The sequence below is a fragment of the Sphingobium herbicidovorans genome (genome assembly GCF_002080435.1).
Taxonomy (GTDB): domain Bacteria; phylum Pseudomonadota; class Alphaproteobacteria; order Sphingomonadales; family Sphingomonadaceae; genus Sphingobium; species Sphingobium herbicidovorans.
Map to the genome: position 1 here is coordinate 1,808,672 of NZ_CP020538.1, position 14,693 is coordinate 1,823,364.

The window sequence follows — 14,693 nt, forward strand, 5'->3', positions numbered from 1 at the left end:
TCGCCCACCGCGGGCTGCATGGGCCGGGGATCAGCGAAAATGGCATGGCCGCCTTTCGCGCCGCCGCCGCGCAAGGCTATGGTATCGAATGTGACGTTCGGCCCAGCCGGGACGGCGTAGCGATGGTCTTTCATGACGCGGGCCTGCTGCGGATGACCGGCGCTGACGGGCAGCTTTCTGATTTTTCGGCGGAAATGCTGGACCGGATACAGCTGAACGACGGCAGTTACATTCCCCGGCTGGATGCGTTGCTGCGATTGTGCGGATCAAGCCTACCGCTGCTGATTGAACTCAAGGTGATTGGTCGCCGCGTTGGACCGCTCTGCGCCGCCGTCGCCCGTGATCTGGCGCGCCATCCCACAGCCTTGGCGGCGGTCATGTCCTTCAACCCCGTCGCCATGCGCTGGTTCGCACGGCGCATGCCCCAAACCTTGCGAGGATTGGTCGTGACGGAACAGGGCGCACAGGGGTGGCGCGGCGCCGCTCGCCGTGGCCTTGCACTTTGGGTGGCGAAACCCGATTTTGTCGCTTGTGACATTCGCGACCTTCCTTCTCCCTTGGCAAACCAGGCTCGCAAACAAGGAATGGCCGTGCTGACATGGACCGTCCGTACGAAAGATGACCGGGCCACTGCGGCGGCGCACGCCGATCAAATCATATTCGAGGTTCCGCGTGACTGAATGCACGGCGCGCGTCGTCGGGGGCGTAGCGGATGTCCCCCGCGACCAGTGGGATGCCTGTGCCGGGACCCGCAATCCCTTCATGAGCTGGGATTTTCTGGCCGCGCTGGAACGATCAGGCAGCGTCGGCCCCGGCACCGGATGGCAGCCCTTGCCGCTGCTGATCGACGGCGCCGATGGACGGGTTGCAGCCGCCGCGCCGCTCTATGGCAAAACGCATAGCCATGGCGAATATGTGTTCGACCATGGCTGGGCCGACGCATGGGAACGGGCGGGCGGGCAATACTACCCCAAGATTCAGCTCGCCGCGCCCTTTTCGCCCGTTCCCGGCCCCCGACTGTTGCTGCGCGATCAGGCGCTCGCCCCGGCGCTGATCGCGGGCATAGAGACGCTCGTGGAGCGAAACCATTTGTCGTCCGCCCACGCAACCTTCATCGAACCGGATCAGGCGCCGCTTTTCGAGGCGGCGGGCTGGCTGATTCGCGAAGACAGCCAGTTTCACTGGGTCAATCGCGGCTATAAGGATTTCGACGATTTCCTCGCGACATTATCCAGCGCCAAGCGGAAAAATATTCGCAAGGAGCGGGCGAGGGCTGTCGAGGGGCTGGAAATCGTTCATCTGACTGGCAGCGATCTCGATGAAACGCACTGGGACGCCTTCTGGCAATTTTATCAGGATACCGGGGCTCGCAAGTGGGGACGGCCCTATCTCACCCGATCCTTTTTTTCGATGCTGGGCGAAAACATGGCCGATCGCGTGCTGCTGATGCTGGCGAACAGGCAGGGCAGGCCGATCGCCGGAGCGCTGAACCTGATCGGCGCGGATGCCCTCTATGGCCGCTATTGGGGCTGCGTTGAGGATGTGCCCAATCTGCATTTCGAGCTATGCTATTATCAGGCGATCGACGCCGCCATCGCGCGCGGCCTGTCGCGGGTAGAGGCTGGCGCGCAGGGCAGTCACAAGCTGGCGCGCGGTTATGGGCCTGAACCCACCTATTCCGCGCATTTCCTACCCAATCCATCGTTCCGACGGGCGGTGGCGGATTTTCTGGCGGCAGAACGAACGGGCGTTCAGCGCGACCGCATCTGGCTTTCCGAACGCGCGCCCTTTCGCAAGGACGGCTGACGTTTCAGGCGGCGCGCAACTGGGTCGATGCGATCCACGCGCGGGCCTGGCGCTGGGCTTCGGCAATTTCGCGCGCGGTCATCTCCTCGGCGATCTCAGCCCGCATCGCCTGTCCTTCCTCGCTGCCGCGCAGGGCCGCAAGGTTGAACCATTTGTGCGCTTCGATCAGATCAACCGGCTTCCCACCGGTGCCGCAGCTATAAGCGACGCCGAGGTCGAAACAGGCCTCCGCCGACTCCCAGCCGGTGCTCGACAGGCGGCTTTCCATCAGAAACTGTGCGCTCTTCAAACTGTTCGCCACGACCGAATCCCCTCTATGGACTTCGACATAATGGTTTTCGACAGGCGCCACGGTGCACCGGCAGGCGATAAAAAATGGTTAACGCATATTCGCCGTTGTGAAAGGCAGGCTGCATAAAAGCGCGGTCAGCACGGTTAATGCGACAGATCGTCGGATCTATGACTGGCATACGGAATGGATTCTCCCCATAGCCGCCCGATGACCAACCTTCCTTCCCCGGTCGCCCCTGCACAAACGGTAAACGACATCGGCTTCCGCGAGTTCGTGGTGTTGAGCGCCTGCCTGATGGCCATGAATGCGTTGTCCACCGACCCCATGCTGCCTGCGCTGCCGGACATTGGCCGCGACCTGGCGATCAGGGTCGCCAATGACCGGCAGCTCATCATAAGCATCTATTTCCTGGGTCTGGGCATCGGTTCCCTGCTGTTCGGGATCCTTTCTGACCGCTTCGGGCGCAAGCCGGTGTTGGGCAGCGCCCTTGCTCTGTTCATTGTGTCCACCATCGGCTGCGCAGCGGCGCAAAGCTTTCCCATGCTGCTGGCCGGCCGTTTCCTGGCGGGCTTTTTTGCAGGAGCAAGCCGGGTGATCGCCGTCGGGATCATCCGCGATCGGTTCAAGGGCGATGCGATGGCCAAGGTCATGTCGCTGATCCTCGCCGTTTTCATGCTGATCCCGGTGATGGCGCCCAGCTTTGGCCAGGTCATATTATGGTTCGCGCCATGGCGATGGATCTTCTGGATCCTGGCACTTCAGGCGGCTTTGATCCTGCTGTGGATGATCGTGCGCATGCCGGAAACATTGCGGCCGGAGAACCGGTTGCGGATGGACGCTTCGACCATTTTCCGCACCATGGGCGCGGTGATCACCCATCGCAGTGCAGCGAGCTATATGCTTGCCAGCGGCATGATGATGAGCGGTCTGATCGGTTTCATCCTATCGGTGCAGCAGATTTTCTTCGACATTTTCCATGAACAGACCATCTTTCCGATCGCCTTCGCGGTGATGGCCGGCAGCATGGGCATCGGCAGTCTGCTGAACAGCCGACTGGTGTCGCGCTTTGGCGCGCGGCGGCTGAGCCAAGGCGCCGTTCTCTCGATGATCCTGATCAGCTTCATCCACGTGGCCGTGATCGTCACCGGGAAGGAAACGATATTCACCTTCATGTTCTTTCAGTCAGCAACGATGATGGCGGTGGCCTTCACAGCCTCCAACTTCGGCGCAATCTCGATGGAGCCCTTCGCCAAGGGTGCGGGCGCGGCCTCGTCCTTTCAGGCCTTTTTGACAACGGCGGTTTCCAGCGCATTGGGCAGCGTTGTGGGGCGCGCGTTCGACGGCACTACCCTGCCTTTGGCCCTGGGCATGCTGATGTTCGGCAGCGCGGCGTTACTGATCGTCCTATTCGGCGAAAGGGGTAAGCTGTTCACCCGCCCCCGGCATGACGCCCTGCGGCAAGCGGAATTTGATACGCCCCATTGACGAAAAGGCGGTGGATCGCTCCACCGCCTTTCGTGATCGTCAGGCGTCGCGGCCACCCGGCGTGTGCGCACCGGGCATGGGCGGCACGGGCTGGGGCGGAATGCCGGGATCCTGTTCATGCGTTTCAACGACGCCACGCGCCACATGGCTCTTGTGATAGCCATAGAGGAAATAGAGCAGCAGCCCCACCCCGCCCCAAAGCGGAAGCACCATCTGCGCATCGACGGGCAGGTTGAAGAACAGAAACAGGCAGCCCAGGCCGGCCATCGGCGCAATAACCCAAACCATCGGGGTGCGGAAGGGGCGGGCCCGATGGGGATCGCGCACGCGTAATACCAGCACCGCGATCGACACCATGAAGAAAGCGAAAAGCGTGCCCGAATTGGAAATGTCCGCCAACTGTCCGACGGGGAGCAACGCGGCAGCGATCGCCACGAACACGCCCGTTACCATGGTCACGATGTGCGGCGTCTTGAAACGGGGGTGGATGCTGGCGAGCTTTTCCGGCAGCAGGCCGTCGCGCGCCATCACGAAGAAGATGCGGGTCTGACCGAACATCATCATCAGGATGACCGATGGCAGAGCCAGATTGGCGGCCAGACCCAGAGCATTGCCCACGACCGTCCAGTTGATCGCACGCAGAACATGGGCCAGCGCTTCGTTGGAGCAAACCAGATCTCCCGCATGAGCTGCGGTGGCGCAGGCATCGGCGAAGCCTTTTGATCCGGGTGCGACGACCGACCCGTCCAGCCCGAGCACTGGCTGCGCCCCGATCGCGCCAATAGCGCCGGCTGCGACCAGCAGGTAGAAAATGGTGCAGATCGCAAGGCTGCCGATCAGGCCGATCGGCACGTTGCGCTGCGGGTTCTTGGTTTCTTCCGCCGCCGTGGACACGGCATCGAAGCCGACATAGGCAAAAAAGATCGAAGCAGCAGCGCCAACCACGCCCATCCCGCTCGTGCCCTCCGGCCCGAACCAGCCATTGGGCGCAAAGGGCGAGAAATTGCCGGTGTCGAGCACGGGTAGTGTCAGGGCGATAAAGGCGGTAAGCGCGGCGACCTTGATCGCGACCAGTACGGCATTGACCCGCGCGCTTTCCGTCGTGCCCAGGACCAGTAGAGCGGTGACCGCCAACGCCACGAAAATTGCGGGAATATTGATGACGCCATGTGAAAAATCGGCGTGCGGGATAAAGCCGTTCATGGACCATGCCGGCCCGGCCGCCAACGCCTGTGGCAGTTCAAATCCAGTAAGGCTTTTCATCAGCCCCATGAAATAGCCGGACCACCCAACCGACACCGCACTGGCGGCGACGGCATATTCCAGGATCAGCGCCCAGCCCACCATCCATGCCAGCAGTTCGCCGACCACCGCATAGGTGTAGGTATAGGCAGAACCGGAAACCGGCACCATCGAGGCAATTTCGGAATAGCAGAGCGCGGCAAAGGCGCACACTGCGCCCGCAATCATAAAGCTCCACATCATACCCGGACCCGCCTTTTGCGCGGCGGCGGCGGTCAATACGAAAATGCCGGTGCCTATGATCGCCCCGACACCCAGCAAAGTCAGCTGAACTGGCCCCAATGTGCGGGCCAGCGATTTTTTCTCCGCCGTGGCCAATATGGCGTCCAAAGGCTTGATGCGCCCGAATATCATGCGTGGAGCCCTTTATCTTTGTTGTCTTTTGCCCGAACGACGCATTGGCCGTTCCCCATTATTATGGGAGTGGAGACTATCGCTTAATATGGCGCGCGCAAGTATGTTGCGTGATCATTGCCACACTTGCCCAAAGGAGCCCTTGATGGTCGAACTGTTGCGTGCCGCCAGCCTGCAGGAGGTGCCGCATGGTTTCGCGGGGCGCGGGGGCGGGGTATCTACGGGGGTGCATGCGGGGTTGAACGTAGGGCTGGGGTCTGAGGACGAACGCGACGCCATTCTGCGCAATCGCGACCTTGCGCGGGACGCGCTGCTTCCCGGCGCGACCCTGGTGACCGCGCGGCAGGTTCATTCGCCCGATGTGGTCACGGTTACCGGCCCCATCGCCGAAGCAGATCGCCCTGCCGCCGACGCAATGGTTACAGACCGGCCGGGCCTGGTCCTTGGCATTTTGACGGCTGACTGCGTTCCGATCCTCCTCGCGGATCGCGAAGCGGGTGTAGTGGGCGCCGCGCATGCCGGTTGGAAAGGGGCGATGGCCGGCGTGACGGACCGATCGGTCGCCGCGATGGAGAAACTGGGCGCCCGCCGCGATCGGATCGTCGCCGCAATCGGGCCTTGTATCGGCCGCGCTTCTTATGAAGTGACGCTGGATTTCGCGCGCAGCTTTGAAGAACAGGATGGAGAGAACAGCCGCTTTTTCACGGCAGGGCGAGAAGGCCATTGCCAGTTCGACATCGCTGCCTATGTGGCGGCCCGTATCGCTGGTGCGGGCGTCGAGCGTATCGAAATGCTCGATCAGGACACCTATAGCCAGCCAGAGCGCTTCTTCAGTTATCGCCGCGCCTGCCATCTTGGCGAGCCGAGCTATGGACGACAGATTTCCATGATCGCCGTCCGCTGATTGCGATCAGGGGAGGGAATTCCTCACGCATGCCTCCCCTTACCCGCTCTGGGGCATGACGGATCAGCTGGCAGGCAGGCCCGGATCGATCCCAGTGGCCTGAATGGAGAGATCCCAAAGCCGTCGGGCGGCTTGGACGTCGCGGGTATGATCCTGCACGAACGCTGGGCCGGATTGACCTCGCATCTCCCAGCGACCCTGCGGCCCAAAATATTCCCCGCCTTGCGCTGCTCGATCGGTGGCTGCCTGTAGCGCGGGCCAGGCGGCAGCCGCTACCGGGTTAAACAACGGGCGTACCAGCGGCATCAACGGCTGCGTCCATTTGGGAAGATGGCGCATCAGCTCAGTCAGCGCGACGCCGGGATGACATGCAATCGCGCTCACCGGCGAGCTAACCGCACGCAACCGGCGATCCAGTTCCAGGGCGAACATCAGGTTGGCCAGTTTGCTCTGGCTGTAATAGCGGTTCGGACTGTAGTTCTGTTCGGCGTTCCAGTCGCTCCACAATATTTCACCGCGGCGGTGCGCCAGGCTGGATGTGACCACGACACGCGCGCCCGCCGTTTCGGCGAGTTTGGGTAGCAGCAAGGCAGTCAGCGCAAAGGTGCCAAGATGATTGACGCCGAACTGCAGTTCGAATTTCTGCGCTGTCCGCGACAATGGGGGGATCATCACGCCAGCATTGTTCAACAACACATCCAGCCGCGGCTCATCGGCAATCCTGTCGGCAGCGGCGCGGACGCTTGCAAGGTCGGCCTGATCCAACAGGACGAGATCAAGATCGGCATCGGGAACGGCGGTTGCGATCTGTGCCATAGCGGCCTTGCCCCGATCGGCATCGCGACAGCCGAGCAAAACCCGCGCGCCTTTACCCGCCAGCGCCTTGGCCGCTTCAAAGCCAATGCCCGTGTTGGCGCCTGTCACCAACATCGTGCATCCGCGCTGATCAGGCATGTCGTCTGTCGTGAACCCCATGTCATCGCTCCCCATATCCTCGATATTCACTACTGGCGGTTTGCGGGGTCCAACACAATGCTAATGGCCGGGACATGCGCGGCCGGTCATCCGTGACGCTGCGGTCATCCCGGCGGCACGATGTTACCGAACTCATCGCTCGGAAATTTCACATCGTCATAGGTTCATAAAAGCGGTCGGACACGCCCTGATGCGGGCGGCCTTTGGCGTCGCACCGGGCGTGGAGTCTGGTGCTGAAGCCGCCACGCGATCGGCCAAGAGCTTCGATTTCCTCGGTCCCCTTTTTTGCCGACTGTTCCACTTGCCATATTCATTCGGCAGGTGTCGCCATTGCGAGCCTGTCCAGCCAATCCCCCTCGAAATACAGCCGGTTATCCTGCGCCGGACGGCAGCCGCGACCGCGCTCTGGCGGCAGCAGCGCGCCGATGATCTCCCATTCCTCATCCGAAAGCCCGATCCGCTCAGCTTTCGCCGCCGCCAAAAGACAGCGTTGAATCAACCGGCCAGTCTCATGTCAAACTTTGTCCACGAGACCTGAACAACAGGCCGGAAAATAGAAGGCCCCATTCGACCAGCGGCCGCCTTTAGCCTCAACGCGAGCCAACGCTTGCGTCGAGTCGATGACGCGACAACTGATCGTTCATCTCAGAATACAATTTAGAACCCTGCAGCGCAGTACCGCGGCCCTTTACAGGCCGCGGAACTTAGGCCCGGTTGAGCGGCATAGCGGCCAATTCGCGCGGCGGCAGTTGGGCGGGATGGGGAACAGTCACTTCCACCGCCAAAGGTGCTTCTACATCCGGCACGCGCCCACGCATTCCATGGTTTGCAGCCCAGATGGCGGCCTGGGTGCGGTTCTTGACGCGTAGCTTGCGCAGTACCGCCTTGACGTGCACCTTGACCGTCGCCTCACTGATCTCCATCCGCTTGGAGATGACCTTGTTCGGGCATCCCATGATGAGCCAGCGAAGGATTTCCAGTTCCCGGTCCGACAAGCTTGCCGCATCCACAGGCCGTTCGACCTCCAGAGCGTCCGTGAGCGTCGGCCGCGACTGCAATTCGTCGGCGAGTTGCGGTGGCAATACCCGTTCGCCCATCGCGACGAGATTCAGCGTCGCCACCAGACGATCGCAGCTGATTTCCTTGATGATATAGCCCATTGCGCCCAATCGGAACGCCTTAAGCATGATCTGGAAGTCGAAACGGTCGGACAGAACAACCAGATAGGCGCAAGGAAAGCGACGCTGAAGGACTGCAACGCTATCTGCATCCAGTTCATCAGAACCGCTATCTATCAACAGCAAAGAAGGTCCGGTATCTTCCTCCGGCACCTCCGCTCTTTGAAGCGCAGTTGCAATATTAGGATATTGGCTGACCCGGAAATCCCGTTCTATCAGGATCCGGCTCAAACCTTCCCGAACAATTGCATTTCCGCACAACAGACGCACATTGACTGGGTAAGCCATTGGGTATTCCCCTCATGATCTCTTCCACGTCCGTTAGCAGGCCCCAAACGAAGCGTGAAAGACCAGTGACCAAATGCCTGCAGTGCGACCCTTTCTTTTGGTTTCAATAACTTATGACTAGCATATTTGTGCCGCCAGAGTCCTGAATCGCTGAACGGAAATTTCGGGTTATTAACAAGATTGAGTAACATCTTGTTAATACAGCGTATTCCGATGTTAGCCTTATAGTCTATGCCTTAAGCGCAGTGCCAGAATTACTACTTTAGGCTTACAGCGATGGACCCGATCCAAAGCATATGCCTCCCTTACCGCCATTGCGAGTCTCTATTTATTAACGGTAAGTTTTAATTCTGTTCCTTAATGAGAACAATCACTTGAAGGCCATGAACTTGAGCTGGACGCAGCTGCGCAATCGCATCCCACTGCCAAGACTCGAGGCGTGGTGGATTCCATGTCACAATGGCGATGTGAACAGCGCCGCCGTCATCGCAGTACAGTGATGGTGAGGCAGACCGAAACGATCGGCCCGCGATCCTAACTGCCGTTGGGGCCGCCGGTATTGCTACCACCGCCAGCGCCGCCCATGCCGCCAGCGCCGACCGCCCCGATATTGCCGAAAATCTCATCGAACAGGCTGCGATGACGCCCAAGCGTCGGGGTCTTATCGCCAGAGGGCGAAATCTTCGCGACCTGTTCCAGACCCATGCGATCAACGGCAACCACATTGCCCGCAGCGTCGAAGCGGACATGAAGGATGGTCTGGGCTACAGGCTTGGGATTGGAAAAGGCCAGTGCCCGCATGTCCCGCGACACATAATACCAATCCTGGTCGCCAAATTGCGCTGTAAAGCTGGGACGGCCTAGAGTAGCTTCGACCGATGCCCGATTGTCTATGCCGGGCTGGATCGAATCGACCAACAGCTTGTCGACCTGATATCCCTGGTGGGTGCGAATGCGTGTGCAGCCCGATGTTCCCAGAACAAGCGCGCCAAGGCCGACGGCGAGCAACAGATGTCGGCTGAACAGACGCATGAACTTCTCCTGCCGGGACGAACCCCGGAAAACGCGAAAACCAAAGCCGCCATTGCATCGCGCGGCCCGCCGATCAATATGGAAATGCGCAAGCCCCGGCAAGGGGGGCCTATGTTCCGTTCAGCCAGGAAACCGCTTCGTCATGCCCAACCTATTCCAGCGTCTGTTCGCGCGCACCGATCCCAAGGACGCGATGCAGCCGCTCTATCAGGCCATCGTCCAGGAAGGACGTCAGCCGCATTGGTATCTGGAAGGCGAGGTGCCCGACACAATTGATGGTCGGTTTGACATGATCGTTGCCGTCCTCGCGCAGGTGCTCATGCGGTTGGAAGCTCTAAATGCGGCTCAGGAAAGCGTTTGGCTGACCGAGTTGTTCGTCGATGACATGGACGGCCAGTTGCGGCAGGAAGGCATTGGCGACGTCGTCGTCGGCAAACATATAGGCCGGATGGTCAGTGCGCTGGGCGGCCGCCTGTCGGCCTATCGTGCCGCTTTGTTGGAGAGCGCCGATTTGCGCGAAGCACTGGTCCGCAATCTTTATCGCGGCGGCGAACCAACTGAAAATGCAGTTAGCCATGTCGAATCGTCTCTCCAGGCGCGCTGGAACCGCCTGTCCGCATTATCTCGCGAGACTCTGCTGATGGGAGACCTTGGATGATCAACCCCGCGCCTGAATTTTCCCGGCCGGTCCGCGCAGACCAGATCGCTCGCCATGCACAAGGCATAACCATCACCGCCGATGCCAGCGAACGTGACGCGCTGGCGCGCCGGTTCAACCTGCTCAGGCTCGACCGGCTGGAAGCCGACTATGCGCTGAGCGAGGAAAGTGACGCGATCCTTGCGCGCGGACGAGTGCGGGCGGAACTCGCGCAGCCTTGCGTCGCCACCGGCGTGGCCGTGCCGGAGACGATCGACACCGATTTCCACCTGCGCTTCGTGAAAGAGAGCGGGGAGGAAGCGGAAGCCGAAGAGCTCGAGATTGATTCGCAGGATTGTGACATCATCGGCTATGACGGCCAGATGATCGACATGGGCGAAGCCGTGGCGGAGACCCTGGCTCTGGCGATGACCCCCTATCCCCGGTCGACGGAGGCCGACACCTTTCTGCGCGAGGCCGGCGTGCTAAGCGAGGAGCAGGCCAGCCCCTTTGCAGCATTGCTCTCCCTCAAGGACAAAAAGCCCTGAGCTGAAGCGACGGCTTGTTTCCCTTTCGTTCCTTCTATGGCATGAAAATCCGCCATGGAGTCTCCACCGCGCAAGATCATCCATATCGACATGGACGCCTTTTACGCGTCGGTAGAGCAGCGCGACGAACCGGAACTGAGGGGTAAGCCGATCGCGGTCGGGGGTGGCGGTCCACGCGGGGTCGTCGCCACCGCCAGCTATGAAGCGCGCGTCTTTGGCGTCAAGTCGGCGATGCCAGGTGCGCGGGCGCGGCGACTATGCCCGGACCTGATCTTCGTGAAGCCGCGATTTGACGCCTATCGCACCGTGTCCGCGCAGGTACGTGAGATTTTTTCCCGTTTCACCGACATCATCCAGCCGCTTTCGCTGGACGAAGCCTATCTCGACGTCACCTCCGACAAGCTGGGCCTCGCGTCAGCCACGATCGTCGCCGAGGAGATCAGGCGCATGATTCGGGAAGAGACCGGCCTGACCGCCTCGGCAGGTGTTTCCTATAACAAGTTGATCGCCAAGCTCGCTTCGGATCAGAACAAGCCCGACGGCATCTGCGTGGTGCGGCCCGGCGAGGGCGCAGACTTCATGGCGACGATGCCGGTGCGGCGAATCCATGGGGTCGGACCAGTCACAGCGCAGCGCATGCATGCCTTGGGGATCGAAACAGGCGCGGATCTGCGGTCGCGCGACCTTGCCTTCCTGCAACAGCATTTCGGCAGCGCCGCCCCCTTCTATTATCGCGCAGCGCGGGGCGAGGATGACCGGCCAGTGCATGAACGGCAGGAAAGAAAGTCGGTCAGCGTCGAAGATACCTTCCTTGAAGACCTTATTACCCGGGAAATGCTGGTCGCGGAGGTCGACCGGATCGCGCAAAGCCTATGGGGCAGGATCGAGAAAAGTGGGGCCTATGGCCGGACGGTCGTGCTGAAAATCAAGTTCGCGGACTTCCGGATCATCACCCGGTCAAGGAGCATGGCTGCGCCGGTACGGTCTCCTGAACTGCTGGCGGAAACGGCGCGCGCATTGCTGCTCGCCCAACTGCCATTGCGCATGGGCGCACGGTTGCTGGGACTGGGTGTACACAATCTTGACCAGGACGAGGACGCAGAGGCGGGGCAACAGCTGAGCTTCCCGCTCTGAACCCGGTCAGAAGGGCAACCAGTTCCGCTTTTCAGTGAACTTCATGTAACCTGCGTTGACGCCCAGCCGGTAGCCGACACCCAGCCGTATCGGGATGAGCACGACGCTGCCCCAGCGCAGATAGCTGGCCGTGAACCCGCCCACCAGATAGGCGGTGCCCTCGGCAGCCGGGAAGCGGTGGTAAAGATCTTGCGTGTCGTAGAGATTATAGACGAGCACGAAGGTATTGGACGCATTGCCGCCCACATCGAAACCGATCGACGGACCGGTCCAATAGACCTCGCGGCGTCCCTCCACCTTATGGTTCAGCGTGCCAGATCCATATCGCAGGCCGACGACGAAGGCGCCCGAGGCTTCACGCCCTGCGATGTAGGCGTTGGGACGGCCCTGATCCTTCAGGATCTTTTCGATCATTCCCGCAAGGCCCTCGGCGCCCTTTCCGAACACCCCCTCTGCCGCGCCGATCAGATCATCTTCCTGATAGGATTCGCCGGGCGTCGGGGCGGCGGGCGGTGAGTTGGCCGTTACCGGCGCGCCGGTCGCCGTGCTGTTGCCGACTGCAGGGGGCACTGAATCCTGTGCCGGCGCGTCGATTGGCGGTGCGCTGCTGTCGACGCCGGGATCGGTAGGCGTGCTATTCGACGGCGGGACTGGCGCAAGGTCGGCATCGATCGCCGTGTTGGGATCGACCGTGCGCACCTGCGCCTGTGCAGCGACAGGCGTCATTGCCATCCCCAGGGCCGCGAGGGTCCACGTGCCGCCAAGCGTCACGCGGATCGCCATCCGCTTCATCATCCCGATCATGCCAACAACTCCCCGGATACCCGCGCTCTTCAACCATCTAGCAGATTATCGGATGGCAAGCTGAAACGACAATGAACGAACGGCGACACGAGTCGATAACGGGGTGGAACGAATCTGGCCATCAGAATTGATGGAATTTCGTGACCAAGACCCGTTGCCTTGCGCGAAAGCCGCCGTTATAGCGCTTCTCGCCTAGCCGCTGTCCCGCCCCTAGCGGGCGTTCAGGCCATGTTTGGAGACGTGGGTGAGTGGCTGAAACCAACGGTTTGCTAAACCGTCGTACTGTGAATACGGTACCGAGGGTTCGAATCCCTCCGTCTCCGCCACCTTTTCCTGATCGTCGATACGACTTCCACCGCGATAGCGGGCATCAGGCCGGAATCAGTCGCCGTTCATAGCGCCAGCTTGCCCATAGCTGCTGCACCATGCGGTCGGTGGTGCGCAGGCGGCTTGGCCGAACGCGAGTCTGCGGCGGCCTATGTTCAGTAAGGAGATTGGGCGGAAGATCGCGAAAGCCGCAGACACCCAAGCCCACCATCTCCGTCGCCTGTCGGCAAAGAGCAGTGAAGCGTCGCATCACAGCGCGGTTGGGGCGCATCCGGTCACGGGAGAGCATTTCAAAGCTGTGCGTGACAACGACAAAGGCCGGGTGCCCTTCGCTCACGGCGTGCCGCAGTCCCGTGCCCATCTCCCGCGCCGACATGGCGCATATCTGGGCTGGCCGAAAACCGCCCGGGCGATCCACAATGCCGGAAACCGGCAGTTCGCATACGCCTGATCTGAGCGTCGGGCCTATTTGATTTCGCGCGTCGCTGATACGGCAACCATGGCGATGATAGGCTGGATTGACGCTACTGTCCCAAGCGATGCCGACCTGCTCCAACGCCCGAAGCGTATCATCGTTCGCCCCGAAATTTCCCGCCCGGAATGCAGTGATGGCAGGCGCCCCCGCATCCTCCAGCCACTGCCGTCCCAAGCTCAGCAGAGTGGCCTGGTCCTCCAGCGAGAAGTCGCCGATATTGCGCCCCTGCCGCCCGCCGATGGGAGATGCGGACGCCCAGCGGAGCCATTCGCTGTGGATATGCAACTGCACCTCGTGCCCCCGCCCCGCGATCGTAGCGATGATGGGCTTGAGAAATTCGACTCCGTGAACCAGCGCAGGCATGGGATCGAGAAAAAACACGCCCTTCAGGCCATGTCTTTCCAGCTCATTCATCTGCCAGAATATGCCATATGCGCCGTCGCGCACCTCGCCCCAGATGGAGCTGCGAATGTTGTCGTCGATGCCGACACCCTGCTCGTGGAACAGCGCCGACAATTCCGTGTCGATGGTGATGAGCAAGGCTGTCATGAGGACCGCCCTAACGAACTCGTATTAAGGAGCAGTAACGGGGCTGATGCGGCTACGCGAGGTTCGCAAACTCTCCATAAGCGCCCTGGAAAAACAGCAGCGGCTTGCCTGGCCTATCGACCTCCAGCCCCTTTACCCGACCAAGGACGATATAATGGTCACCAGCCTCGTGCACCGCCTCCATCGTGCAATCGATCCAGGCCACGACATCATCCAGAATTGGTGAACCCATCGTGGAGACACGATGTGTCACGCCCGCAAACTTGTCCGCGCCCTTGGCCGAAAACTGGCGACACAGCGATTGCTGGTCACTGGCCAGAATATTGACGCAAAAGCGTCCTGCCCTCTCTATCAGGGGCCAGCTGCTGGACGATTTTGCTGGGAAAAAGGCCACCAATGGCGGGTCGAGCGAGACCGAGGTGAAGGAGCCGACCACCATGCCTGTGGGAGCGCCGTCCTGACCGACGGCGGTCACGACGCAGACACCGGTGGGATAATGGCCCAGCACGCGCCGGAACGTGGCGCTATCGAATTCTACAGTATCGGTCATGACTGGCTATCCTGCAAATCTGGCGTCATAGGCGTTCTCGCAAGGACAATTCA

General features: G+C 61.0%; 16 protein-coding genes and 1 tRNA gene. 8 read left to right on the plus strand and 9 right to left on the minus strand.

Going from position 1 to position 14,693, the window contains the following annotated elements; translation table 11 throughout:
* Positions 1-44: 44 nt before the first annotated feature.
* Positions 45-680, plus strand: coding sequence for a glycerophosphodiester phosphodiesterase family protein (locus B6S01_RS08760; protein ID WP_081570449.1), 636 nt, complete (start codon positions 45-47; stop codon positions 678-680).
* Positions 673-1,806, plus strand: a complete 1,134-nt coding sequence (locus B6S01_RS08765) for a GNAT family N-acetyltransferase (protein ID WP_037468927.1) — start codon at positions 673-675, stop codon at positions 1,804-1,806. Before B6S01_RS08760 ends, B6S01_RS08765 begins: the two co-directional genes overlap by 8 nt.
* Before the next feature lie 4 nt (positions 1,807-1,810).
* Here the strand turns inward: B6S01_RS08765 and B6S01_RS08770 are convergent, their stop codons facing one another.
* Positions 1,811-2,107 (minus strand): SEL1-like repeat protein, encoded by a 297-nt coding sequence (locus tag B6S01_RS08770; protein WP_037469171.1) that lies wholly within the window; start codon positions 2,105-2,107, stop codon positions 1,811-1,813.
* A 198-nt stretch (positions 2,108-2,305) separates the two neighbouring features.
* On the opposite strand from B6S01_RS08770, the gene B6S01_RS08775 reads away from it, so the two are divergent.
* The gene (locus B6S01_RS08775) at positions 2,306-3,583 is read left to right on the plus strand and encodes a multidrug effflux MFS transporter (protein WP_037468928.1); all 1,278 of its coding nucleotides are present in this window, start codon (positions 2,306-2,308) and stop codon (positions 3,581-3,583) included.
* A gap of 39 nt (positions 3,584-3,622) precedes the next feature.
* Here B6S01_RS08775 and B6S01_RS08780 read toward each other — a convergent pair whose 3' ends face one another.
* The gene (locus B6S01_RS08780) at positions 3,623-5,239 is read right to left on the minus strand and encodes an amino acid permease (protein ID WP_037468933.1); all 1,617 of its coding nucleotides are present in this window, start codon (positions 5,237-5,239) and stop codon (positions 3,623-3,625) included.
* A gap of 145 nt (positions 5,240-5,384) precedes the next feature.
* Between B6S01_RS08780 and pgeF the strand changes: the two genes are divergently transcribed.
* Complete coding sequence (gene pgeF, locus B6S01_RS08785; protein ID WP_037468934.1) at positions 5,385-6,143, plus strand: peptidoglycan editing factor PgeF; 759 nt, start codon at positions 5,385-5,387, stop codon at positions 6,141-6,143.
* A gap of 63 nt (positions 6,144-6,206) precedes the next feature.
* On the opposite strand, the gene B6S01_RS08790 is transcribed toward pgeF, so the two are convergent.
* The 4 genes from B6S01_RS08790 to B6S01_RS08805 form a co-directional block, all read right to left on the minus strand.
* Positions 6,207-7,118, minus strand: a complete 912-nt coding sequence (locus B6S01_RS08790) for an oxidoreductase (RefSeq protein WP_037469174.1) — start codon at positions 7,116-7,118, stop codon at positions 6,207-6,209.
* A 310-nt stretch (positions 7,119-7,428) separates the two neighbouring features.
* Positions 7,429-7,599, minus strand: a complete 171-nt coding sequence (locus B6S01_RS21025; RefSeq protein WP_157704814.1) for a transposase — start codon at positions 7,597-7,599, stop codon at positions 7,429-7,431.
* A 223-nt stretch (positions 7,600-7,822) separates the two neighbouring features.
* Complete coding sequence (locus B6S01_RS08800; RefSeq protein WP_231568085.1) at positions 7,823-8,449, minus strand: LuxR C-terminal-related transcriptional regulator; 627 nt, start codon at positions 8,447-8,449, stop codon at positions 7,823-7,825.
* A gap of 669 nt (positions 8,450-9,118) precedes the next feature.
* A complete protein-coding gene (locus B6S01_RS08805; protein ID WP_037469176.1) occupies positions 9,119-9,616 on the minus strand; it encodes an outer membrane protein assembly factor BamE in 498 nt (165 codons plus the stop codon).
* A 142-nt stretch (positions 9,617-9,758) separates the two neighbouring features.
* Between B6S01_RS08805 and B6S01_RS08810 the strand changes: the two genes are divergently transcribed.
* Genes B6S01_RS08810 through dinB form a run of 3 tightly spaced genes read left to right on the plus strand, consistent with a single transcriptional unit; the run spans position 9,759 to position 11,935 of the window.
* Positions 9,759-10,274: a ubiquinol-cytochrome C chaperone family protein gene (locus tag B6S01_RS08810; RefSeq protein WP_037468939.1), complete on the plus strand. Its 516-nt coding sequence runs from the start codon at positions 9,759-9,761 to the stop codon at positions 10,272-10,274.
* The gene (locus B6S01_RS08815) at positions 10,271-10,801 is read left to right on the plus strand and encodes a YceD family protein (protein ID WP_407695223.1); all 531 of its coding nucleotides are present in this window, start codon (positions 10,271-10,273) and stop codon (positions 10,799-10,801) included. Before B6S01_RS08810 ends, B6S01_RS08815 begins: the two co-directional genes overlap by 4 nt.
* A gap of 54 nt (positions 10,802-10,855) precedes the next feature.
* Positions 10,856-11,935, plus strand: a complete 1,080-nt coding sequence (gene dinB, locus B6S01_RS08820) for a DNA polymerase IV (protein ID WP_037468945.1) — start codon at positions 10,856-10,858, stop codon at positions 11,933-11,935.
* Positions 11,936-11,941: 6 nt separating this feature from the next.
* Here dinB and B6S01_RS08825 read toward each other — a convergent pair whose 3' ends face one another.
* Positions 11,942-12,739: a DUF1134 domain-containing protein gene (locus tag B6S01_RS08825; protein WP_037468946.1), complete on the minus strand. Its 798-nt coding sequence runs from the start codon at positions 12,737-12,739 to the stop codon at positions 11,942-11,944.
* A 234-nt stretch (positions 12,740-12,973) separates the two neighbouring features.
* Between B6S01_RS08825 and B6S01_RS08830 the strand changes: the two genes are divergently transcribed.
* Positions 12,974-13,065 (plus strand) — tRNA-Ser (locus B6S01_RS08830).
* Positions 13,066-13,109: 44 nt separating this feature from the next.
* Here B6S01_RS08830 and B6S01_RS08835 read toward each other — a convergent pair.
* Together B6S01_RS08835 and B6S01_RS08840 are read right to left on the minus strand one after the other, a co-directional pair.
* Complete coding sequence (locus tag B6S01_RS08835; protein WP_037468952.1) at positions 13,110-14,090, minus strand: polysaccharide deacetylase family protein; 981 nt, start codon at positions 14,088-14,090, stop codon at positions 13,110-13,112.
* A 52-nt stretch (positions 14,091-14,142) separates the two neighbouring features.
* On the minus strand, positions 14,143-14,640 hold the full coding sequence (locus B6S01_RS08840) for a flavin reductase family protein (RefSeq protein WP_037468954.1): 498 nt from the start codon (positions 14,638-14,640) through the stop codon (positions 14,143-14,145).
* Positions 14,641-14,693 lie beyond the last annotated feature (53 nt).